The sequence below is a fragment of the Paraglaciecola sp. MB-3u-78 genome, from assembly GCF_002835935.1.
In the GTDB taxonomy this organism is placed as follows: Bacteria; Pseudomonadota; Gammaproteobacteria; order Enterobacterales; family Alteromonadaceae; genus Paraglaciecola.
Genome location: NZ_PJCF01000012.1, coordinates 32,451 through 54,466 on the forward strand (window position 1 = coordinate 32,451; position 22,016 = coordinate 54,466).

Here is a 22,016-nt window from a genome sequence, read left to right on the forward strand (position 1 = left end):
ATAAACCTCTATAAATAAACAGCTACAAATCACATTCTAACCATCAAATGTCTAGTTTTTATCATCAATAAGACTTACTTATGAACAAGATAGATTTACTAGGAGTGCTTGGAATATTTAGGATTATACTAAACTTTTCAAACTAGACTCGCTACTCTAAAGCGTTTAATAACGTTTTTATGGGCATTTTTAGATCAAAAATGGGGCACATTAGAGCAATATAGATTCTATGTGCCTGTTAGGAGAAATGAAACGTACTCATAATGCGGACTGAAATATCAAACTGATTAGTCGCTAGATTATGGAGGCTAAACCAGAATTGGTGGCTTGTAGCATTTGAAAACCATGGCTAATACCAATCACCATAAGTCATTCCCCTCTCAGCGAGTTTTAAAGCCGATTAATCAGAGCGTTTTCCTTTGCCCAATTTATCGTTGCTGCTATATTTAGGTTGAATCCACTACTGAGTCATTCTTTGAAAATTTTAAAATTAGGCCCCATCAATTTTGCCAGTTCAGTGTTAGCTACCTTAGTGCGCACAGGTGGGGGTATTAGCAGTAAATCGGCGGCGTTAAAACCTGAAATGCCCTTAAAATTATTTGATATGGAAGGTTGCCCTTATTGCCGGTTAGTCAGAGAGGCTTTAACTGAACTAGATTTGGATGCAGAAATTTATCCCTGTCCTAAACAGGGAGAGCGTTACCGAATATACGTTATCGAGAAAGGCGGTAAAGCCCAGTTTCCTTTTTTGATTGACCCTAATACAGGGGCCGAAATATATGAGTCGTTAATTATCATAAAATACTTATTCGAAATCTATGGGCAAAGACAGTTGCCATTAAAATGGCAACTAGGCCCGCTGCAAACAGTTGGGTCAATGTTGGCTAGTACCGCTCGACCGGGTTTAGGAATAACCAAAAAAGCATCTATTGCCCCTGAACAATTACTCGAATTATATAGTTTCGAGTCGAGTCCTTATGCACGTCTGGTGCGTGAGTGCCTATGTGAAATGGAGATCCCCTATATGTTGCGTAACTGCGGCAGAACCGAGTTAGGTGAATGGGTATTACCCACCCTTAGAGACGCGCTAAAGATTGTGCCCAACAGTGAACTGAAAAATCGTAAAATACTACAAGCAAAAACAGGACGAATGGCCATCCCATACCTGGTCGATCCTAATGAAAATGTTGAGATGTTTGAATCTACAAAAATTGTCGATTATTTAGAAACAACCTATGGTCTTGACGATTAAAACCTTCAGCCCATTCCCCTAAATATATTGCCACTTTTTTTGAGTATAAGCAGATGTTGTAAAACCCAGTAGTCATTTTAATCAATGGAAATGGCATCGCTTTTACTGCTTACCTGTGACGTTATTTAAAATTGCTGAAGGTATTTCACAGAGCAGATATTCAGAGTATTTAACAAAACTGTTTGGCATTGTTTAGCACAAGGTTAATTATCTTTAATCTGTTATGTAATCTATAAAAAAGGCGTTCTAGGACGCCTTTTTTATTTTAATATTTAAAAATAAAAGTTTAATAAAAACGTACTTTGGCTTCAATACCAAAAATGCGTGGTTGATTAACAATACCTGTTAAGTTGTTGAAATCAATTGCACCTTTAAGGTTTTCTTCGTCTGTGATGTTGCGTCCGAATAAGGCGATGCTGTAATCATCAGCATAGTTTTCATAAGCAATTCTTAAACCGCCCTCAAAGTTATTATTCGTTTTGAACTCAATGGAATCATATAAAAACAGGTTGGTTTCACCTTGAAACGCCCAGTCAGTATAAATTGAGAGCTCTCCGTCATCGCCCATGGGAAAAGCATAACGTGCTGTGAAGTTAAAGATTGTTTCTGGCGCTTGAGGAAATGGGTTGCCGTCAATTAATACCGCAAATCCATCTGTACTTGGGTCGAGAACAGTACAGTTGCCAGTGAAGTTAAAACCAGCATTCGCACCACAGGGTAAAACTGTTAATGAATCATCCTGGATCTCTGTGTGGTTGTAACTGTATCCTGCTGTTAAGGTTAAGTTATCGGTGACCAAATATTGTGCATCTATTTCAAACCATAACCGGTGCCCTTATCTGAATTGATCAGCGCTGTGTTATTCGCCCCACCACCGATTGCCGAAAATTGGATATCGTCGATTTGGTAGTAGAAGGCTGCAACATTAAAGCGCAGCGTATCATTTAATAAGTCTGTTTTAGTGCCGACTTCAAAAGAATTGATAGTTTCTGATTCAGCCACTGAAGGTGAACCTTCAAATGCCACATCACGGCCCTGAATGGTCTGTGCCCGAAAACCATTAGCGACTCGACTAAATACAGATGTATTTTTGTCAATGTTGTAGTTGGCACTGACCTCCCAACTGACTTGCCCGTCATCAACATTAATATCTGCATATTCTTGAACTGAGGCAGCACCTATCACTAAGGCGAAACCATTGACATTTTGATCACCAACATGTCAATTACACTTGGCTGACAAAGGGCTATTATTCGATAGCCCTTTGTCACTTTAGGTTTTTGGAAAACGTTTCTGGATCCGTCGTTTCCATGCCTTAGCGACTGACAATCGCCACAGATAATTTAGACTAAAATAACCAACTGCACTAAAAAACACTGAACATATTAGACAACCTACCAAAAATGCTGGGCCAATGGTTTCAATACTTTGTAGTACCCAGTCCCAACTCAATTCAAAATTAAAGTCTCTTTGTGGGGAGCCCATTACTGTCGTACCTAAAATATAAGCACCGTAAAAAATGGGCGGCATAGTGAAAGGGTTTGTTATCCAGACTGTAGCCACAGATAAGGGTAAATTCACCCGCAAGGGGATAGCCAATGCTGCCGCCAACCACATTTGAAAAGGCACTGGCCAAAATGCGAAGAACAAACCTACAGCAAAGGCCCCAGATGCTGAGCGTCGATTTAAATGCCAAAGATTAGGATCGTGTAGCAAAGTGCCAAAAATAGACAATATCTTTTGTTCTTTGACTTTTTGAGGGCTTGGAAGAAAGTGCTTAATAAACTTTTTCAGAATAGTTCTCTATACTTTGATTTCATGCAGCAACGGACCGCATTTACCACTTACTATGGACAGTAAACTTTTCAGTTTTATTGCAGCTTCGTTCACTAGTTTATTATGGACTAGCCTGCCTTCCATCGTATTCACTTTTTTACTACTAATTTGTACTTGCCTAATAATTAGAAAATATCAACATCTAGGCTGTTTTATGCTTGGCATAGTCTGGATGGCGAGTGTAGGGCATTGGCAATACACTTTGCAACTATCTTCAGAACAAATTAGTCAACCAACACAAATAACAGGTAAGGTCAGCAGTCTGGTCATAGCTGAGCAAAATATACGTTTTAATCTTAAAGTCACACAGATTGAAGACCAACATTTGTTTTTTACTAAGACCTTCCGCCTAAGTTGGCGCGAGCCTGCTTGGCAGGTGCAGCAGGGTCAACAAGTGACACTTTTGGTTAAAGTTAAACCCCCTCATGGTTTGGCCAATGAGGCAGGTTTCAATTATCAGCAATGGTTGTTTAGTGAAGGCATAAACGCCACGGGTTACGTTAAATCACATGTAGAGAACACGCTGCTTGACGATGTTAAAACCGTTAGACAAACCTTGCTAAATCGAATGTTAGCCTTTCCTTTACCGCATCGTTCTTGGCTCGCTGCCCTAACATTTGGTTATCGAGGATTGTTGCAACCACAAGACTGGCATTTAGTTCAAAAAACGGGTGTGGCACATCTTATTGCCATTTCAGGTCTACATTTGGCCTTGGTTGCGAGTATCAGTTATGTGTTGATAGCGTGGATTGTTGGGGGGCTGATCAGCCGATTTTATTCCTTGCATCATCTCAACTTGCATAACCTGGCTATGTTTTTGACACTTTTTCCCACCTTAGCTTATTCAGCTTTAGCTGGTTTTGGTTTGCCTACCCTTAGAGCATGGTTGATGCTGCTTTTGTTTAGTGTGTGTTTTCTATGTAATAAACATCTTGGGGCAAAAAGTTTAATTTTGTTGGGGCTTACTTGTTTTATCTTACTTTTCCCACTGAGCATATTTGGGCTGAGTTTTTGGTTAAGTTTTTCTGCAGTGATCATCATTTGTTTTGTATTTTGGCGATGGCCAGTTAAACAAAGAGATTTTTCTTTGGTAGCAATTCTATCTGCTATGGTCAAATTACAATTATTTTTGACTCTATTGATGTTGCCGTTAGTGGCTTGGCAATTTTCTTATATCTCCATTGTTTCTCCTTTCGTAAATATAATCGCCGTGCCTGCAGTGACTATGGTTTTGGTGCCAATTTGCCTGCTAGGGGTAATGTGTTTGGCGTTCAAACCTGACTGGGCATTTTCATTATTTTCTTTAGCAGACCAAATTCTGAGTTATGGCCTGAGGTTTCTGAATTTTGCGTTACAGTTTGATGCCTCATTTTTCAACATTCCTGCGTTTCCAGCTACAGTGTGGTGTTTTGTATTCCTGTTTGTGTCTTGTTGTTGTTTGCCTTCTTTTGGGTTAAACAAAAAGTATCTCTATCTATTATTGCTACCACTGGCTAGTCATTTATTACCTCAAAGAAGCAATACTTGGCAGATAGACGTGTTAGATGTGGGGCAGGGGGTAGCGGTGATCATTAGTAAAAATAAGCATGCAATTATCTATGATGTAGGGGCAAGTTATCCTTCTGGTTTTAATATGGCCGACAGTGTATTGTTACCTATTTTACAGGCTCGGGGATTATCAAAAGTTGACTTAGTGTTTATCAGTCATGGGGATAACGACCATGGGGGAAGTCTGCCTCAATTACTTAAAGGTATTCAGGTATCGCAAGTTTTAACTAATCAAGATAGGTGTCAGCAACACTTTGCTATAAATTGGCAAGGTTTGAGTATTAAGGCTTTATGGCCAGACAATGCCCTTAAATACAGCGATAACAATGGTTCATGTGTCATCAAGGTATCAGATAAATTTCACAGTATTTTATTACCCGGTGATATTGATAAAAGTATCGAAAAGCAGCTGGTGGAATTATATCCCAAACAATTAAAGGCTGATATTTTGCTGGCGGCACATCATGGTAGTAATACCTCTTCTTCTAGCGAATTTATTCAAACAGTGGGCGCTGAATATGTGGTATTTAGTCAGGGTTTTATGAATCGTTGGCGTTTTCCCAGACCGGAAGTGTTAGAAAGATTTGAACAGGTAAACAATAATGTGGACACACAGGCCAAAATTTTCACTACCTCTGACTCAGGCCAAGTGTCCTTCATTATGGAATATGATTTACCAAAACCGATTGTTGTCAAAACATTTAGACAGGATATCTATCCGTACTGGTATGCCAACGTCAGTCGCCCTAAATAAAATATGTTATTGATAGTTGGGGAATTTCGTCCTAACAGTTACAATAACCTAGTTCTTTCCTTTCATCAGACAACAGTTATTTAATGAGCATACAGACAAATTTAGATCCTCAAGTCCCTTCTACTATATTTAGACGATTTCGCGTCTACCTTAAAGATTTTAAATTTGCCTTTTTTATAGCCGTTATTGGCATGATTGGCTATTCGGCCATAGATGTAGCTGTGGTTGCCCAACTTAAACCTATTGTGGATGACAGTTTAGGAAAAGGGGACTATCAGTATCTGCGTTTAGCCTCTTATTTTATTGTGCCTATTTTTATATTGCGTGGCATTTTAAACTTTCTCGGTACCTATAGTGTGGCGTGGATTGGTAACCACGTTGTGATGCGGTTACGCCAGCAATTGTTTAGTCAATATATTCACTTGCCTGTTGAATTTCATGATAATAACGGCACAGGCCAGCTTATTTCAAAGGTAATATATGACACCGAACAAGTATCTAATGCCGCAGGTAAAGCGTTACTCACGCTGGTAAGAGACGGAGCTTTTGTTGTTGGCTTGCTGTTTGCGATGTTTTATTACTCGTGGCAATTATCACTGATATTTGTATTAATTGGCCCTTTGGTAGCAGTGATTGTGTCTGTGGTAAGTAAGCGTTTTAGATTAGTCAGTAAACGAATTCAAGATGCCATGGGCGGCTTAACGACTGCCGTTGAGCAAGTGATTAAAGGCCACAAAGTGGTACTGATGTTCGGCGGACAAACACTCGAAGATCAACGTTTTGCCGACCAAAATAATAATAATCGCCAACAAAATATGAAGCTAATTGTCGCCAAAATTCTCAGTGTATCCTCGATACAAGTGATTGCATCCTTTGCTTTGGCAGTGGTGCTTTACATCGCAAGTTATCCCGATTTAGTTGACTCACTCACGCCCGGCGTATTTGTCAGTGTGGTGGTATTTATGACCATGCTGTTAAAGCCGCTTAAACAACTGACTACTGTAAACAGCGAATTCCAAAAAGGCATGGCGGCTTGTGTGAGTATTTTCGAAGTCTTAGACCAACAGATTGAAAAAGATAATGGTGAACATAGTATTGGCAGGGTAAAAGGTAAAATAGACTTTAAGGATGTCACCTTTTGTTATCCTAGTAAAAAAGATGCCGCCCTAAAAAATATCTCTTTTTCAGTCAAACCTGGGCAAACCTTTGCTTTGGTAGGTCGCTCTGGTAGCGGTAAATCCACTATTTCAAGTTTGCTGACGCGTTTCTACGACAATCAAACAGGCGAAATATCGTTAGACGATATGTTGTTAAGGGATATCCCACTAAAAGACTTACGACGACAGTTTGCTCTGGTGTCACAACATGTGGTGTTATTTAATGACACCATTGCCAACAATATTGCTTATGGTTCAGAAGATAAAGTTAGCCGTGAACAGATACTGGCAGCGGCTAAAACCGCCCATGTGATGGAGTTTTTGGAACAGTTACCTGAAGGCTTGGATACCATAGTAGGTGAAAATGGTTTCATGCTATCTGGTGGGCAACGTCAACGGTTAGCTATTGCTCGTGCCTTGTTATTAGACGCACCTATTTTAATTTTAGACGAAGCAACTTCAGCATTAGATACAGAATCAGAACGATTAATTCAAGATGCACTGGATAAACTGCAACAAAACCGTACTAGCATAGTGGTAGCTCATAGGTTGTCGACTATCGAAAACGCCGATACGATTTTAGTGATCGAGGCCGGTGAAATTATCGAGCAAGGTAATCATCAAAGTTTGTTGGCACAAAATGGTGTTTATTCGCAATTATATAATATGCAGTTTGGTGAGGAGTTAGTCGCCAAGTGAGTTGGATTGACAACATGTGGTATTCACCGAGTTGGTACCATTGGCCAGTTATTATTTTGTTATTACCTTTAACAGCATTGTTTTGGGGGTTGTCTGGGTTACGAAGGTGGTTATTTCGATTGCAAATTAAGCCTTCTGTATCTATTCCTGCACTAGTCATTGTGGTAGGTAATATCAGTGTAGGTGGCAATGGGAAAACGCCGCTAGTGGTCTATTTGGCTAAGCGCTTAAGGCAAGAAGGTTATCACCCTGGCGTGTTAAGCAGAGGTTATGGCGGAAAAAATGCCCGTTATCCTTTGACGGTAGATCATCTCAGCAACGTCGATTTGGTGGGTGATGAAGCCATACTGATGCGTCAGCACATTAACTGTCCTTTGGTGGTAGATCCTATTCGCCCAAGAGGGGCAATGGAACTCGTCGAGAAACATAAATGTGATGTGATTATTTGTGATGATGGTTTACAACATTATGCTTTAAATAGAGATATCGAGATTGTGGTGATGGATGGACAAAGGCGTTGTGGTAATCATCTGTTATTACCAGCAGGTCCTTTGCGTGAAGCTTCGTGGCGTTTAGATACGGCTGATTTTTTGGTGTTAAATGGTGGCCTAGTCACAAATGGTGAATATTTAATGTCACTGGAATCGGGGAAATTGATAAACGTTAAATACCCTAATAAAAGCCTATCCATAAACGATTTACGTTCTCCCGTCACCGCGCTGGCGGCAATAGGCAACCCACAACGTTTCTTTTCTTTATTAGAAAAAAAGCGCGTTAAGCTGAAGGATCAAATAAGTTTTGTCGATCATCATGCTTTTACTAAAAAAGATATTCCTAGCGGCACTGTGATCATGACCGAAAAAGATGCAGTAAAATGTACCCAGATAGTACATGATGATTGTTGGTATTTGCCTGTCAGTGCTAGATTAACCAATCAATTTGAATCGCAACTCTTGCAAAAATTAAAACAAGTGGCGGTAGATAAAAAACAACCTAAGAGAAAATAATGGCCTTTGATAAAAAATTGTTAGATATTTTAGCCTGCCCAGTTTGTAAGGGTAAATTATTATATCAAGATAAACTGGCACAACTTATCTGTAAATTCGATCGTATGGTTTATCCTATTCGGGAAAATATACCGGTGTTGTTGGAGTCAGAAGCCAAACATGTGTCTAGCGAAGAAATGGAACAACTGTTAAAAAGCAACTAGTGCTATATATTGGCCCCGTTCATTTAAAAAGTTGAAAAGATTAAAGAGATTAAAGAGATTGAAGTATGCAATTTAGTGTCATTATTCCTGCACGATACGCGTCTAGCCGTTTTCCGGGTAAACCTTTAGTAGAAATACAAGGTAAACCTATGGTGCAACATGTATATGAACGAGCTCAAGAATCAGGGGCGAGTAATATTTTAGTGGCTACCGACGATGTCAGGATCGCCAAAGCAGTAGACGACTTTGGTGGCAAATATTGTATGACAGGCGCGCACCACGAATCTGGCACTGAACGTTTAGCAGAAGTAGTTGATTTACAAAACATGTTGTCCCATGAATTGGTGGTGAATGTGCAGGGGGATGAACCTTTTATTCCTGCTGAAAATATCTTGCAAGTGGCTGAAAACTTACATAATCACCAGCAAGCTGAAATGGCGACACTGGCGGTTAAGATTACCGATGTAGAAGAAGCCTTTAATCCCAACACCGTAAAAGTTGTGATGGATAAACAAGGTTATGCCATGTATTTTTCACGCTCGACTATCCCTTATGATAGAGCGCGCTTTCTTGATTCAGACAGTATTGATGAGATAGGTGACTTTTATTATCGGCATATTGGGATTTATGCATATCGAGCAGGATTTATAAAACAATATGTGAATATGTCTCCATCTGGTTTAGAACAAATTGAATCGTTAGAGCAACTTCGCGTGTTGTGGCATGGTGAAAAAATCCATGTGCAGGAAGCCAGAATTACACCGCCTATTGGCATCGATACACCAGAAGATTTAGCTAGATTATTAGCTAATTACAAATAAGGAGTTTTTATGGCAACTGTTGTTGTTACCGGAGCTAATCGTGGTATTGGTTTGGAGTTTGTAAAACAGTATGTAGCGAAAGGTGACAAAGTGATAGCCCTTTGTCGCAATACTAGCGATGAGCTTAGTCAAACAAGCGCCAAAGTGATCGACAAAGTTGATGTGAGTAGCCCCGAATGTTTAGAAAAAATCCTGCCTACATTAAGCGATTTAAAAATTGATCTACTGATCAATAATGCGGGTGTGTTTGCTAACGAAACCTTAGGAAATATGTCAGTTAAGACCCTTGAATACCAGTTTAGAGTGAATGCTATTGGGCCATTGATGGTGACTCAAATGTTGAGGCAACAACTTGTCAAAGGTGCAAAAGTAGGGATGATAACCAGTCGTATGGGCTCAGTAACAGATAACAATTCTGGTGGTTATTATGGCTATCGTATGTCTAAAGCTGCCTTAAATATAGCTGGCGTGTCATTGGCTCATGATCTTAAAGAGCAAGACGTTGCTGTTGCATTATTGCACCCTGGTTATGTACAAACTGAGATGGTTAATTATACTGGCGATATTTCCGCTGCTGTTGCGGTTGAGCGTTTAATGCAGCGAATTGAAGAATTGAACTTGGACAATACTGGTACCTTCTGGCATTCAAATGGTGAAGTATTACCTTGGTAATACAAAAGATTAAGGGTGTATAAGCCAAGTATGAAAGGAAATACTCTTTCATTTTTGTAACTATTCAGGTCGCGCAGATGAAAAGATGTCAGGAAGCCTGCCCTTGAACAATAGTCGCAACGCCTCACTTGCTGAAACATCTTGCTTGCGACAACTGGATATGTAACTGCGAAGCAAACAAAACATATCCGCACCGTTTTGACTTCTGAAACATCCCGATATTTTTTGATGTACTTTTGTCATTCGAATATCGTTTTCCCCTTGATTGTTAGTAAAGGGGACATCTTTTATTTCGATAAATCTAAGCGCATCATTTTCAAATTCTCTGAGCCGTTCAAGCAAGGCGCGCGCTTTGGTTCGTTTTAAACGACCCCGTTGTCCTGCTGGTCGGTCCTCCTCATTTGGTGGCGGACACTCCTTATCACCCTCAAAGAGTATTTCACGGTACTGTTCTCTGGCGACGCGGGCAGACTCTGGCGTTAACTTACCGTCATTATCCTTCACGTCCTGACAAAGCTTGGTCAGCAGTGCACGCATTTCATTGGCCCATTTCTGCTTGTCTTGCTCCCACGCTCTTTCCAATTCTCTCAAATGATGGGCATTGCACAGAGAATGTTCACATAGGATATATTTGTAGTAAGGTTTCCAGTGGTCATGGCACAGAATGCCCGTAAAGCATGGCAGTATCTCGGCCGCATCCATGGCCTCTTTCCCACGTTTATCGTGGGCATGGAAATACGTCCAGGTAAGTGATGAGGCACAATGTAACCAACGCCGCTTGCCGTTAATGTTGACGCCTGTTTCATCAACATGCAGCACGGGTGATGCTCGTAGTGCGGCTTTGATCCGATCCGCGGCACCTGTTTGCTCAATTAAATCTGACGCTTTTTGATTGAAGTTAAACAAGGTTCCCGCACTGATCGGAATATTGAGTTGATCGGAAAAATACTCTTCAATACGTTTATAAGGCAGCAATTGATATTGTGACAGGTAAACCGCGTGCGCTTTAATGCCATCGCCATATTGGATAGCACTGTTAACACCTTGTGGAAACTCAGCTGTGAATTTCTTGCCTGTTTCGTTGAGCAGTATTTGCGCTCTGTATTCGGTGACCATGCGTGATATTTCTATGTCAACCACTTGACGACACTGGACGCCAGCATCACGATACTTCCCAGGAGGCAATAGCGCCCTGTTTACGGGAATATCCTTGACTACATCGGGCTCTTCGAACGGGCTCAGCGTTTTACCCTCCCGCCCTTTCTGGCCGCCGGCCGGATTGTCAGATTTAGTCCTTGAATTCTTCTTTCTATCAAAATCTGTGGAGGGTGGTTTACTGCTGTTTTGGCTATTTAGTCCTAATCGATTAGCAAGCAAAGACACAACCAGCATGATCAATTCAATTGCCGCTCTTAAGGCCGGCGAAATTGATTTATCCTCTGTAAGCAACTTTTTTGTTGAATCGATCACACTGTCGATTTCAATGCCGTCAATCTTCATTGGTTAATAACTAAAGTGATATTAAGGCAAGTCTGACATCCTAGCGGGATCAGTCAATACGATCGCTGGGATCGTCAAAATATATTTTCATGAGGCTGAATAGTTACTCATTTTTTAATATAAACCCTAGTTTGTGTTGCGATGTTACCTCTGCTTGAATTAACTCCTAAACAAGCGTGCAAACTCGCCCTGATCAGTCAAGGCCTGCATAAAAATAATGCTTTTGGGCAAGGTATCGAAGGCGTAAATGCCGCTGTTAAACATTTAAGTTATATTCAAATAGACTCTATTTCTGTTATTCAACGGGCTCATCATCATTGTTTGTGGAGTCGGGTAGATAATTACCAAGCTGATTTTATTGAACAACTGATAGCTCAAAAACAGCTTTTTGAATATTGGTCCCATGCCGCCGCTTATTTGCCAATTCAAGATTACCGTTTTTCACTACCAAAAAAACAAGCTATTGCATCGGGTGAAAAACATTGGCGGGATAAAAATCCAATTGCTGAAAAACGGGTTCTAAAACGAATCCAACAAGAAGGTCCCTTACGCGCCAAAGACTTTGAACAAAACCGTACAAAAAAAGGGACTGGCTGGTGGGATTGGAAGCCAGATAAAGTTGCCTTAGAACAACTCTTTATAGAAGGAGAGTTGATGGTTGTAGAGCGACGCGGATTTCAGAAAGTCTATGACTTAACTGAACGCGTGTTACCAACTGGTATAGACACCACTGCCCCCAGTGCCAACGAATTCGAACGTCATTTGATTATGAGTTACCTGGGAGCTAACGGCTTTGCTAGCGCCCAGCAAATCAGTTATTTGCGAAAGGGACTAAAAAGCCATATCACCCGAACTTGTCAGGATATGCTTGAAAATGGTGAGTTGCAGCAAGTGATGCTAGGCGAACAAGTCTATTTTGCGCCCTTAAATGTCACTGATTTACTCAAACAATCCATGCATCGCAATCAAGTAAACATATTGTCACCCTTTGATAATGTCGTGATCCAACGTAAACGACTATCGCAAATATTTGATTTTGATTACCAGATTGAATGTTACGTGCCACCCGCAAAACGACAATACGGCTATTTCAGCCTGCCACTTTTGTGGGGAACGGAATTTGTGGGGCGTATGGATACCAAAATAGACCGTAAAACCCACATATTTCATATTCAAAATTTGCATCTTGAAACTGTCAAGGTGGATGAGTTTATAGACCTTTTTAAACCAGTATTAAAAGCCTTTAAACAATTTAATGATGGTAAAGGCATCAAAGTACATAATATAACTTTCAAGGCGACACTAGGGTTTCACAATGAAGCAAACATTAAACAACAGCTACAAACTATTTAAATATTTAGCTTTTAAACAAAACGCTTTTCAAGATAACTAATGATCTCAGAAGATTCATACAACCATTCAACGCCGTCTTCTTTTTCAATACGTAAACAAGGGGTTTGAATTTTTCCGCCACCTTGTAACAATTCATCTCGAAAGGGCGAGCCTTGTGAGGCATTGCGTTTGACGATAGGCAGATTAAGTTTATACATGGCTCTGCGGGTTTTGATGCAAAATGGGCAAGCAAAAAATTGATACAAAGACAGTTTTTGCAGTTCTGCTTCAACTTGTTGTTGGGCTTGTGATGTGCGTTTTAGTTTTGTACCACGGGTGATAAAATCAATGGCAGCAATAATGCCACCTAACAGGTTACGGATAAGGTTAATCAATAGTTTCATCTATACAGCTCGTTTAGTCAATTTGGGAAGTAAAAGTCGACGCCATTATAACCATAATGCGTATATGTTCTAAACCTCACTTGTCGTATTGTTATATGGATCAGTGTTTTTGGTGCATATTGATATTAATTTTTAGAATAAAATGGCTTTGATTAAACAATTACTTGGTGTTTAGATGTTTTGCATTAGCGTTGTGTTTGTTATCGTCTGTATGTCTTTTGAGTTCAAACAGATGGGGTATTTGAATTAAATGAAAATAAGGTTAAATAATAAGTGGAAACTCTACCAATGAAAAATATTGAAATTTATGCCGAGCCCATTGCTTTGTATCAGATTTTAAAATTCGAAGCTTTAGTATCCAGTGGTGGTGAGGCTAAAGTGGCAATCGATGATGGGCGGGTGTTAGTCAATGGTGAAGTTGAAACCAGAAGACGTAAAAAGATTATTGCCGGTGATATGATTGAATTTGAAAAGCAGCAATTTAAAATAGTATTGAAACAAGAGCTGAAACCTTTTATCAGTTAAGTTAAGTCTGCACCTAGAGAAAAAATCATTGTAGACATTATGTATAATATTTTGAACTATTCTATATAGCCGCTTATAAGCGGTACATATAGAGGTTGCAACCAGCTTTCTTTTACTGACATGAAGACCCTACACGGGATTATAACGTTGTGAATTATAGCTAAGAATAGCCTCGAAAATATTGAGACTGCAGAAAAAACAGAAAAGCTTATAAATTTCATTGTATAGTCTGACATTATGATTTTTTTAGGCTACCTCAGTGTCAAATAAATTAAGTGCTCTTGATCTCGCCTTTCTGTCTTTAGAAAAGCAAACTACACCCGTCAACGTCGCTAGCTTGGCGATATTTGAAATACCTAAAGGCTACAAGGGTAATTTCCCTCGAGATTTAATGGACAAATTAGAAGTCCAACCTGCAGGCCCTCCTTTTAATCAAAAGTTAAGCCATGTTAGCAGCGCCAAGCTGCCAAGTTGGGTAACGGATGAACACTTTGATATTCACTACCACGTTCGTCATTCAGCCTTGCCTAAACCTGGCAAAATGGCAGACTTGTTAGAATTAGCTTCACGCCTGCACAGCCGTCTATTGGATAGGGAACGCCCCTTGTGGGAGTTTCATTTGATTGAAGGGTTGGAAGGTAATAAGTTTGCTCTTTACATGAAGATGCATCATGCCGCCATTGACGGCATGGGGGGCATTGAATTAATGGAAGATTGTTTTAGTTTATCTGGTCAAGATGAAGTGCGGGCTCCTTGGGCTGGCCTGAAAAAATACCTACATCCCCGTTCTCAGAATTCAATAAGTTTGGGAGAAAAAACAGCTAATTTAGCTGCACAAGTAAAGGACAGGGCTAGTATGGTTCAGGACCTGTCAAAAATGTTTTGGGGGCAAGGCCTCAAAGCCACTGGGATCAGTAAAAACACATCTCCTGTCCCTTTTACTGCGCCAAAATCAATTTTTAATGTGCCCATTACTGGGGCTCGCCGTTTTGCGGTAAAATCACTTTCGCTTTCAGAACTCAAGACCGTAGGCAAACAAGCCAACGCTACTGTGAATGATATGGTACTAGCTCTGTGCTCCGGTGCCTTGCGAAAATACATGCAAGAAAGGGGAGCGCTACCCAAAAAGTCTTTAATTGCTTCGGTTCCTGTTTCTGTGAGGCAGATGAATCGCACCGGTAACCAAATTACCTATGTTACTGCTAATTTGGCTACTGATGAATCCGATACCATGACGCGATTAGCCAAAATTGGCGCCTCAACCAAAGATGCGAAAGAAGAGCTTGGCGAAGTTTCTGCGGATGCTGCTACCAGTTTTGCTGTGATTGCCCAGGGTTTGGTTGCAGTGATGAACCAGCTAAATATGACCAACTTATTACCACCTGTTGCAAACGTGACTATATCTAACGTTCCTGGTCCTAGACAACCTTTGTACTTTGGTCAGGCAAAACTACAAGCAACCTATCCTTTATCGGTATTAATTGATGGCCAGTCATTAAATATTACTGTGGTAAGTTATTGTGATGATATCGATTTTGGCTTAATGGCCTGTCGAGATACCATCCCTGATATTGAAAAAATTGCTGACTATATAGATGCCGCAATGGACGGTATTAAGGGGGGGATTTACCTTCAGGAGTTAATGCAAAATAAAGATAATTAGCCAATACAAACTCAATACATAAGCCATCGCGTAAGCCTTTTGGCTAAAGTGTAGCTGTTTCTCCATCAGCATATAAAGTTACGCTATGTTTAGACAATTGATATTGGTCTAGGTAGTTGTGAATAGAACCAAAGGTGGCCGTGGCAATTTTTCCGTGGTGATCTTTGGTGGTGACATCATCCATTAACATTGAACCAAACATCAGTTTAAAACGGCTAGTTCTGACGCGCTGAGCTGTGTAATGTGCACGAGTATTGGCTTTAATCTTTGCGATGTCAGTTGATTGATAAATAGCCGCGTTAATTAAGTCCAATGTGTGTTCAGTGCAGTTTTGTAATTGGCTATTCATTGGGTTGGAAATCACTGAGTACTTAGGATTATGTAAGTCGGTATTTTTACCGCTGGCGATTAAATCAATCAGACGTGTTTGTATTTCGTCACTGGGAATTATAATCCCTGCTTTTAATCTTTGTGCCCCCCAAAAAAAGTCTACAGGATAGTCTTGCACAAGCTGGCTTCTATTTGGCTTACCATCTACTTGATACAGATTATGGATAGCATAACCCTGCGCAGTTTCACCATTGCTGAGTTGAATATTCGAGTAGACCGCTATGGCCGTGTGGGTATAGTGAATTCCTTTAGGTAAGTCCTTCTCAGGTCTGCCAACTCGGGCAATGATAAACGCTCTTGCGCCATTTTCTGCTGCATATTTCTCGACGTCCTTGGCAAATTTAATGATTTTTTCAGACTCGATTACAGATTGTTTGTTTGCCTGACTACCAGCCCAGCTTGGAGTGCAAAATAATGTGATTAAGATAAGAATAATGTTCGCTTTCATTGTGTTAATCCTTTTCAAATGTGGAAAAACTGCCATTAGATTTGGCAGCATTGCCTTATTTAGTGATTTTGAATAACGCTTTGTTTGTTCTGGATAACAATCACTTTGTTTGGTGCAGGATCTGCTGTGATAGTGGTCTCGGTGATAACTAAAGGACCATGATGCGTGTGTCTACTGGCTGAATTGGCAATTGATGCCCCGGTTTGAACACTGGCTGCTCCAACTGTTAATGCCACACTTCCGGCGACCACAAGGGGCACTGCAACAACCGCACTGGCCACTTTAGCCGTAGACAAGGCTCCATGACCTACAGCTAACGCGGAATGTTTGCTTGCTTGACCACTATGTTGAGTTGATCCCTCAGCTTGCGCTGTAACAGATGTAATCGAAAGGGTGAATACCAAAGCAATAGTTGTTAATTTCATTGTTCTTCCTTTTGGGTTGTGAACGAGATAAACATTAAACTTTGGTATTCAATACGTAAATACTGTTGTGTTATGTATACTCTATCGACACTTTTGGTATAGTTTAGTAATACCTTTTGCCAGAAGCTTAGAAAATGTATGAGTCAAATTAGTCAGGTGAATCAAACCTTAAAACAATTGTTGCGGCAACAGCAGATCACTTACAAAGATATTGCGCTAAAGCTGGACATGAGCGAAGCCAACATCAAACGGATATTTTCCACTCAAAGTTTTACCTTGGACCGTCTTGAACAAATTTGTGACATTATGCAGATGAGACTGTCTGATTTATTCGCCTTGACCGAAAAACAGGTACAGCAAATTAGTCAGTTAACCGTGGAACAAGAAAAAGAGTTATTGGCCGACCCAAAACTGTTGTTAGTTTCGGTGTGCGTGCGTGACGCATGGAAGTTTGAGGAAATTATTAGTTACTACGATATAAACAAACATCAATGCATTCAGCTTTTGGCTAGACTCGATAAACTTAAAATCATTGATTTATTGCCCAATAATCATTTCAAATCGCTTATTGCCCAAGACTTCAGGTGGATCCCAGGTGGCCCACTAGAAAAGTTCATGGAGCAAGAAGTGATGGTGAAATTTATGGCACCTAAACAAAACGAACCATGGCATTTTCGTTTTTATTTACGTGGACGGTATTCCCAATCATCAGTTGAGATCATTCAACGCAAATTAAATCAACTAACGAAAGAGGCTGCAGTCCTTAATCAAGAAGATGCAGACTTGCCGCTAGACAAACGTCAGCATATTGGTTTGCTTATGGCCATGCGCCCTTGGGAGCCCTCGCTATTTGAGAATATGCGCAGATGAATGAGTACTTGTGAATTAATTCAAACTTGCACAGGTAATCTTGAATTATAGTCTTCTTACTCATTCCGCTCACAAATTCATGTTCAGCCATCATGATTTAAGTATAATTCTATTGACTGACTCAGTTTTAAGCCTCCATAGCTTTTTTCATACCTTTTCAAATTTGGCCTATTTTTATGACTTCCTTAACTCCATTGTTTAATAATACAGCAGCAGACACGTCCCATGATCCATTGCAAAAATCCTTAAGCGACTTGTGGTCAAAGATCGAAAAAAAGCACAAACGTAATCAAAAGTTTCTAGATGACAAAGAAAAACTGTTTAATGAGTTTCAAATCAAAGTCTTACCTGTGGAACAACAACAGGGTATGGAGATGGTCAATTTAGTCGAGTTTCTTATTCCTTTTTGTGCACGTAAGACTTTATCCGAGGACCAGCGCGAAGAATTAATTACTTGGATTGACAGTACGCTTGAGTATTTACGCTCACACCCCTTTCTAGCAGATGTTGATCATGACGCTTTACAAAACAAGTTTAACGCCGCTTTTAGCACCTTTATGCAGTCACAAAATATAGAGATAGATATACACCAAATTGAAAAAGTGCGCATGGATATTGAGCATATGTTTGAAGGTGGTATGCAACTTACAGACGACGAAATTATTGACCTAATAAAAGATCACAGCTTATTAAATCAATATATTCAGCGTATGCATAAAGAAATTTCTGAAGAAGAAGAGAATGAAGACGACCATGATGACGAAGAAAACAGCGGTGAGCAAGGTGACCCTTTTGAAAGGTTTTTTGAAGACAATTTTGGTGAAGATGATGTTCAACAAGATGCTGCAAAGGAAGCCGCAAAAGATACGACACAAAAAAACTTGGATAAGTTATTTAAAGCAGGGCAACTGAATAAAATCTATAAACGCTTAGCCGCGTTATTACACCCTGATAAAGAGCAAGATCCTGCGAAAAAAGAACAAAAACATGTGCTCATGCAAACCTTGTCTGAAGCACGTAAAAATAAAGATGCCTTTACCTTATTACAACTTTATCAAATCCACATTAATGATGGTGAATTTAGTTTCGACCCCGACACATTAAGCTCAATGCAAGCCTTACTTAGAGTAAAGTTACATCGATTAGACGACGAACTCTATACAGCAAAGTCGAGTAATGAATTATCAAATCTAGTTTGGCGTAAGTTTTCAGGCCGCAGTAAAAAGCAGACAGAAAGTAATATTAAAATTCATGTGGCAAACATCGTAGAAGAAGTGCAGGAAAATCAACTCATCATGGAACAAAACCAAACCGTTGCTCAAATGAAAAAACACTTGCAAGAAAGGCTTGAAAAAAATCGAGGCTGGGTAAGCGACATGCCCATAGATTTGATGGACTTGTTTAGATAAGAGCATTGACGGCAATTAAAGCCAATGATGTTAACTACTTGTACTGAAGCTTTTTACTTCATTAAACTTCCCTGCGCGATAGCACTTTGCTGCGTTATCGCGCAGTCCATCCTCCATCAATCACCAATGCTTGGGCGGTGATGTTTTTTGCTTCATTAGTAAGTAAAAATGCGGCTGTCGCTGCCAACTCATCTATGCCAATAAAGGCTTTTTTGGGCATTGGCGCTAGCATGATTTTGTCTATTACCTCTTGTTCGCTAATACCATTTTCAATAGCTTGTGCAGCTATCTGATTTTCAACTAAGGGCGTTTTTACATAAGCAGGACAGAGTGTATTGACGGTAACATCACAATCGCCTGTTTCTAAAGCAAGGGTCTTAGCAAAGCCTAATAATCCATGCTTAGCGGCGACATACGCAGATTTAAATGGAGACGCGACCACTGAATGCACTGAGCCTATGTTGATAATTCGCCCGTAATTTTGCTTGCGCATGTTAGGTAGTAACGCTTGGCTGAGCATTGCAGGTGCAACTAACATTATATTGATCAGCAGTTGCCATTTTTCAGGTGGGAAGTCTTCAAGCTTACTTACGTGTTGTACTCCCGCATTGTTGATTAACACATCTACGGTTAACGGATGTAAATTGTTGGGTAGGTCAGCGACATCTTTTAAGTTAGTGACATCTAGCTCAATTGCTGAAGCACTAATACCTTGGTTGTGCAATTCCTTAAAAGCGGTGGTTGCTGCCGCCAAATTAATATCCGCGATGATGATGTGATGGCCCAAACTACCTAAGTGCTGAGCGATACCCAAACCAATACCACTAGCGCCACCTGTAATCAGTATGTTTTTTTTAGACATACCCGTTCTCCTAAATGTCTAAAGCTTGAGTCAATGACTCTGCTATTTGTTTAACTGCTTGAATTTGTTGACCATTTTTGGTGGCATACTCGCTGTCTGTATAGCCCCACCAGTCCCAACACCCTTGAGGATTTAACGGCATAAACATGGAGTTTTTTGTTTGTGGATACAACACAACCAGATGATTAGTGTCTGCCCAGTTGTTTAAGCCATTGTTTTCGACAAACTGCTTACCCACTGTTTCTGCATTTTGCTGGCAGCCATGAAAACTAATATGCAGCTGACAACTTTCACCAGCTTGGCATGTTTTTGGTATGTACATAAATCCTTGTTCGGCGAGGCTAGTTGCCTGCTCGCCACCCAATGATTGTTGATTGATGGATACAAGCTTGCCTTGTGGCAGGGTATTTCGTGGTTGAAGATCAGTGTGTAGAAAGTTCAGCATGTTACCCGCAGCATCATAATCACAATTACCCACAAAAGGAGGCTCGGAAACATCACATTTTGAACCAAAAGCTAAGGTCGGAAAGTGGTGAGCAAAGGGCTGTTGATTGACATATTCCACATTTTTTGGATCTATCCACATAAGATATTGTTCATGTAAAGCCTGAGTCACATTTTCATGAATTTTGGTATCTTTTGTGCCTCTAATTAACCACACCTTACTGTTTTTTAGATAATCCAAATTGGCGATTTTGTGCTGGTTTTCATAGACTTCAGCTTGCTGAGTCAAGCTTTGGTTAGTTGCATCGGTACTTTTATTGACACATTGTGCCAGAGCCGTTTTGATACTGTTTTGGGCACAGTAATAAGGCCCAGCAGCAATGATGCCCACTTTGTCTACCCAATCTGAATGGGAAATGTGAAACTGATTAGCCATAAATCCACCACTCGATAAGCCTGATACGCCAATCTTTGTCAGATCTAAGTTGAGTTTTTTGGCAGCAAGTTGACCACTATTCATAAGCAAGCAGCTTAGCAATAGTATTATTAGGTTTTTCATTTTCATCCTCGTTAATGACCTGAATTATTTTTCGATAAATTCTTTAATTTCTTGCGCTTTTTGACTGATTCCAATGACACCATTTAAGTGACCTGAATCACCTGACAACTCTTCTAAGTGACTATCCTTGCCCATATCTATGAGTTGTTGATTCGCCTCTTGGCTTAAGTAAGGCATAAGTAACAAATCATTAGACGAAGGTAAAAACAGGCTTTTAGCTTTGATTTTTTTTAACCCCTCAGCAAGGTTTTCGCCATGCCCTGCAATAAACAATTGAGATGCTCTGATTAAATATAAAAGGTGATTAGCATCAAATAATTTAGCCCGTGTTTCTGCTCGTTCTCTAAGCCAGTTCACAATAGAATATGAGCCATTAATTGAGTGTAAGGGTTCTGTTTGTAAAGCATGATGATTAACTTCTTTTGTCATGCCTATCTGATTGAATGCCTTGGGAGTCAGTGCGTCTTGCGTAATAAACATTAAGGCTGCGATTAATCCTTCTGTAGGGGGGGTATGCGTATAATAATCACCGTTGCGCCAATTAGGGTCGAGTCGAATAGGGATGGCCCAGCGTTCTAATAAAACTGTGGCCCATGCATCACTTTGACCACTGCCGATCACCGATATCATTCTAGGCACCCAGTCCGGATAGGCAGTTGCCCAGTCAATGGCTTGCATTGAACCCATAGAGGCACCAATTACGGCATGTAACTTATTTATGCCTAAACTTTCGAGCACCAGTTTTTGTACTTCCACAAAATCTCGGATGGTCACGACTGGAAAATCCAAGCCATACTCTTTGCCTGTATCAGGGTTGATCGAAGCAGGGCCAGTCGTAATGACATTTGGATTATGAACACCCAAATTAGCTAAACTGTCTACGCTAATAACATAAAATTTATTAGTATCAATGGCTTTGCCAGGACCAATTAATGCGTCCCAGTAACCGGCTTGTAGATCATCTTTGGTGTATTTTCCTGCCGCATGTGAATTGGCTGAAAAGTAGTGGGTGACTAAGATAACATTGTCTTTTTGGGCGTTTAATTTTCCATAACTCTCCCAGCCCACAGCCACTTGTTTAATGGTTTCGCCATTAAAGGTTTTGAAATTGACTGTTTCAAAACGTTGTTTGACCACTAATAAGTCTGCCGAGGCAAATGCACTAAGCAACAACACAACAAAACCTACTACATATCTGCTGTGTCTTAATATTGGGTGTTTCATATCAATTTATTC

20 protein-coding genes and 1 pseudogene are annotated in these 22,016 nt (G+C 40.2%); 12 read left to right on the forward strand and 9 right to left on the reverse strand.

Features of this window, described 5'->3' with window-relative positions; genetic code table 11:
- Nucleotides 1-475: 475 nt before the first annotated feature.
- Nucleotides 476-1,252: a glutathione S-transferase N-terminal domain-containing protein gene (locus CXF95_RS22935; RefSeq protein WP_198556682.1), complete on the forward strand. Its 777-nt coding sequence runs from the start codon at nt 476-478 to the stop codon at nt 1,250-1,252.
- Nucleotides 1,253-1,538: 286 nt separating this feature from the next.
- On the opposite strand, the pseudogene CXF95_RS22940 reads toward CXF95_RS22935, so the two are convergent.
- Nucleotides 1,539-2,470: pseudogene (locus tag CXF95_RS22940) on the reverse strand (TonB-dependent receptor domain-containing protein); the annotation flags it as partial.
- Nucleotides 2,471-2,524: 54 nt separating this feature from the next.
- The gene (locus CXF95_RS22945; RefSeq protein ID WP_198556687.1) at nt 2,525-3,049 is read right to left on the reverse strand and encodes a DUF2062 domain-containing protein; all 525 of its coding nucleotides are present in this window, start codon (nt 3,047-3,049) and stop codon (nt 2,525-2,527) included.
- Between the two features lie 52 nt (nt 3,050-3,101).
- On the opposite strand from CXF95_RS22945, the gene CXF95_RS22950 reads away from it, so the two are divergent.
- From CXF95_RS22950 to CXF95_RS22975, 6 genes are all read left to right on the forward strand, one after another.
- Complete coding sequence (locus tag CXF95_RS22950) at nt 3,102-5,390, forward strand: DNA internalization-related competence protein ComEC/Rec2 (RefSeq protein ID WP_101200863.1); 2,289 nt, start codon at nt 3,102-3,104, stop codon at nt 5,388-5,390.
- Between the two features lie 83 nt (nt 5,391-5,473).
- Nucleotides 5,474-7,246, forward strand: a complete 1,773-nt coding sequence (gene msbA, locus CXF95_RS22955) for a lipid A export permease/ATP-binding protein MsbA (RefSeq protein ID WP_101200864.1) — start codon at nt 5,474-5,476, stop codon at nt 7,244-7,246.
- A complete protein-coding gene (gene lpxK / locus CXF95_RS22960; protein ID WP_232787997.1) occupies nt 7,243-8,253 on the forward strand; it encodes a tetraacyldisaccharide 4'-kinase in 1,011 nt (336 codons plus the stop codon). Before msbA ends, lpxK begins: the two co-directional genes overlap by 4 nt.
- Nucleotides 8,253-8,456 carry a Trm112 family protein gene (locus CXF95_RS22965; protein ID WP_101200865.1) on the forward strand — a complete coding sequence of 68 codons (204 nt, stop codon included), beginning with the start codon at nt 8,253-8,255 and terminating at the stop codon, nt 8,454-8,456. The genes lpxK and CXF95_RS22965 overlap by 1 nt, the downstream gene beginning before the upstream one ends.
- Before the next feature lie 65 nt (nt 8,457-8,521).
- Entirely contained in the window at nt 8,522-9,277 is a 756-nt protein-coding gene (kdsB, locus tag CXF95_RS22970) for a 3-deoxy-manno-octulosonate cytidylyltransferase (protein ID WP_101200866.1), read from the forward strand.
- A 9-nt stretch (nt 9,278-9,286) separates the two neighbouring features.
- Nucleotides 9,287-9,949, forward strand: coding sequence for an SDR family oxidoreductase (locus CXF95_RS22975; protein WP_101200867.1), 663 nt, complete (start codon nt 9,287-9,289; stop codon nt 9,947-9,949).
- A 60-nt stretch (nt 9,950-10,009) separates the two neighbouring features.
- Here the strand turns inward: CXF95_RS22975 and CXF95_RS22980 are convergent, their stop codons facing one another.
- Nucleotides 10,010-11,449 (reverse strand): IS66 family transposase, encoded by a 1,440-nt coding sequence (locus tag CXF95_RS22980; RefSeq protein WP_101197042.1) that lies wholly within the window; start codon nt 11,447-11,449, stop codon nt 10,010-10,012.
- A 141-nt stretch (nt 11,450-11,590) separates the two neighbouring features.
- On the opposite strand from CXF95_RS22980, the gene CXF95_RS22985 reads away from it, so the two are divergent.
- Nucleotides 11,591-12,802, forward strand: a complete 1,212-nt coding sequence (locus CXF95_RS22985; RefSeq protein ID WP_101200868.1) for a winged helix-turn-helix domain-containing protein — start codon at nt 11,591-11,593, stop codon at nt 12,800-12,802.
- Between the two features lie 11 nt (nt 12,803-12,813).
- Here the strand turns inward: CXF95_RS22985 and CXF95_RS22990 are convergent, their stop codons facing one another.
- Nucleotides 12,814-13,185: a glutathione S-transferase N-terminal domain-containing protein gene (locus CXF95_RS22990; protein WP_101200869.1), complete on the reverse strand. Its 372-nt coding sequence runs from the start codon at nt 13,183-13,185 to the stop codon at nt 12,814-12,816.
- 288 nt (nt 13,186-13,473) lie between these two features.
- Here CXF95_RS22990 and CXF95_RS22995 point away from each other — a divergent pair, with 288 nt between their 5' ends.
- Nucleotides 13,474-13,710 (forward strand): RNA-binding S4 domain-containing protein, encoded by a 237-nt coding sequence (locus CXF95_RS22995; protein WP_232787998.1) that lies wholly within the window; start codon nt 13,474-13,476, stop codon nt 13,708-13,710.
- Between the two features lie 259 nt (nt 13,711-13,969).
- Entirely contained in the window at nt 13,970-15,373 is a 1,404-nt protein-coding gene (locus CXF95_RS23000) for a wax ester/triacylglycerol synthase family O-acyltransferase (protein ID WP_101200871.1), read from the forward strand.
- 43 nt (nt 15,374-15,416) lie between these two features.
- Here CXF95_RS23000 and CXF95_RS23005 read toward each other — a convergent pair whose 3' ends face one another.
- The gene (locus CXF95_RS23005; protein ID WP_101200872.1) at nt 15,417-16,211 is read right to left on the reverse strand and encodes a DUF2145 domain-containing protein; all 795 of its coding nucleotides are present in this window, start codon (nt 16,209-16,211) and stop codon (nt 15,417-15,419) included.
- 59 nt (nt 16,212-16,270) lie between these two features.
- Complete coding sequence (locus tag CXF95_RS23010; protein WP_101200873.1) at nt 16,271-16,636, reverse strand: hypothetical protein; 366 nt, start codon at nt 16,634-16,636, stop codon at nt 16,271-16,273.
- Between the two features lie 138 nt (nt 16,637-16,774).
- Here CXF95_RS23010 and CXF95_RS23015 point away from each other — a divergent pair, with 138 nt between their 5' ends.
- Both CXF95_RS23015 and CXF95_RS23020 read left to right on the forward strand, forming a co-directional pair.
- A complete protein-coding gene (locus CXF95_RS23015) occupies nt 16,775-17,506 on the forward strand; it encodes a helix-turn-helix transcriptional regulator (protein ID WP_101200874.1) in 732 nt (243 codons plus the stop codon).
- 176 nt (nt 17,507-17,682) lie between these two features.
- A complete protein-coding gene (locus tag CXF95_RS23020) occupies nt 17,683-18,915 on the forward strand; it encodes a hypothetical protein (protein ID WP_101200875.1) in 1,233 nt (410 codons plus the stop codon).
- 94 nt (nt 18,916-19,009) lie between these two features.
- Here CXF95_RS23020 and CXF95_RS23025 read toward each other — a convergent pair whose 3' ends face one another.
- The 3 genes from CXF95_RS23025 to CXF95_RS23035 are packed head-to-tail and all read right to left on the reverse strand — an operon-like array spanning nt 19,010 to nt 22,004.
- A complete protein-coding gene (locus CXF95_RS23025; protein ID WP_101200876.1) occupies nt 19,010-19,777 on the reverse strand; it encodes a 3-hydroxybutyrate dehydrogenase in 768 nt (255 codons plus the stop codon).
- Between the two features lie 10 nt (nt 19,778-19,787).
- Nucleotides 19,788-20,780 carry a PHB depolymerase family esterase gene (locus tag CXF95_RS23030; protein ID WP_101200877.1) on the reverse strand — a complete coding sequence of 331 codons (993 nt, stop codon included), beginning with the start codon at nt 20,778-20,780 and terminating at the stop codon, nt 19,788-19,790.
- Nucleotides 20,781-20,804: 24 nt separating this feature from the next.
- Nucleotides 20,805-22,004 carry a homoserine O-acetyltransferase gene (locus CXF95_RS23035; RefSeq protein ID WP_101200878.1) on the reverse strand — a complete coding sequence of 400 codons (1,200 nt, stop codon included), beginning with the start codon at nt 22,002-22,004 and terminating at the stop codon, nt 20,805-20,807.
- Between the last annotated feature and the right edge of the window lie 12 nt (nt 22,005-22,016).

Bases quoted from the DNA above. Each gene is read 5' to 3' on its own strand.
- CXF95_RS22995 (WP_232787998.1), top strand. From the start codon at position 13,474: ATGAAAAATATTGAAATTTATGCCGAGCCCATTGCTTTGTATCAGATT.
- CXF95_RS22975 (WP_101200867.1), top strand. From the start codon at position 9,287: ATGGCAACTGTTGTTGTTACCGGAGCTAATCGTGGTATTGGTTTGGAG.
- CXF95_RS23030 (WP_101200877.1), bottom strand. From the start codon at position 20,780: ATGAAAAACCTAATAATACTATTGCTAAGCTGCTTGCTTATGAATAGT.
- CXF95_RS23015 (WP_101200874.1), top strand. From the start codon at position 16,775: ATGAGTCAAATTAGTCAGGTGAATCAAACCTTAAAACAATTGTTGCGG.
- CXF95_RS22950 (WP_101200863.1), top strand. From the start codon at position 3,102: ATGGACAGTAAACTTTTCAGTTTTATTGCAGCTTCGTTCACTAGTTTA.
- CXF95_RS22985 (WP_101200868.1), top strand. From the start codon at position 11,591: ATGTTACCTCTGCTTGAATTAACTCCTAAACAAGCGTGCAAACTCGCC.
- CXF95_RS22980 (WP_101197042.1), bottom strand. From the start codon at position 11,449: ATGAAGATTGACGGCATTGAAATCGACAGTGTGATCGATTCAACAAAA.
- CXF95_RS23010 (WP_101200873.1), bottom strand. From the start codon at position 16,636: ATGAAATTAACAACTATTGCTTTGGTATTCACCCTTTCGATTACATCT.
- msbA (WP_101200864.1), top strand. From the start codon at position 5,474: ATGAGCATACAGACAAATTTAGATCCTCAAGTCCCTTCTACTATATTT.
- CXF95_RS22990 (WP_101200869.1), bottom strand. From the start codon at position 13,185: ATGAAACTATTGATTAACCTTATCCGTAACCTGTTAGGTGGCATTATT.
- CXF95_RS23005 (WP_101200872.1), bottom strand. From the start codon at position 16,211: ATGAAAGCGAACATTATTCTTATCTTAATCACATTATTTTGCACTCCA.
- CXF95_RS23020 (WP_101200875.1), top strand. From the start codon at position 17,683: ATGACTTCCTTAACTCCATTGTTTAATAATACAGCAGCAGACACGTCC.
- CXF95_RS22965 (WP_101200865.1), top strand. From the start codon at position 8,253: ATGGCCTTTGATAAAAAATTGTTAGATATTTTAGCCTGCCCAGTTTGT.
- kdsB (WP_101200866.1), top strand. From the start codon at position 8,522: ATGCAATTTAGTGTCATTATTCCTGCACGATACGCGTCTAGCCGTTTT.
- CXF95_RS23035 (WP_101200878.1), bottom strand. From the start codon at position 22,004: ATGAAACACCCAATATTAAGACACAGCAGATATGTAGTAGGTTTTGTT.
- CXF95_RS23025 (WP_101200876.1), bottom strand. From the start codon at position 19,777: ATGTCTAAAAAAAACATACTGATTACAGGTGGCGCTAGTGGTATTGGT.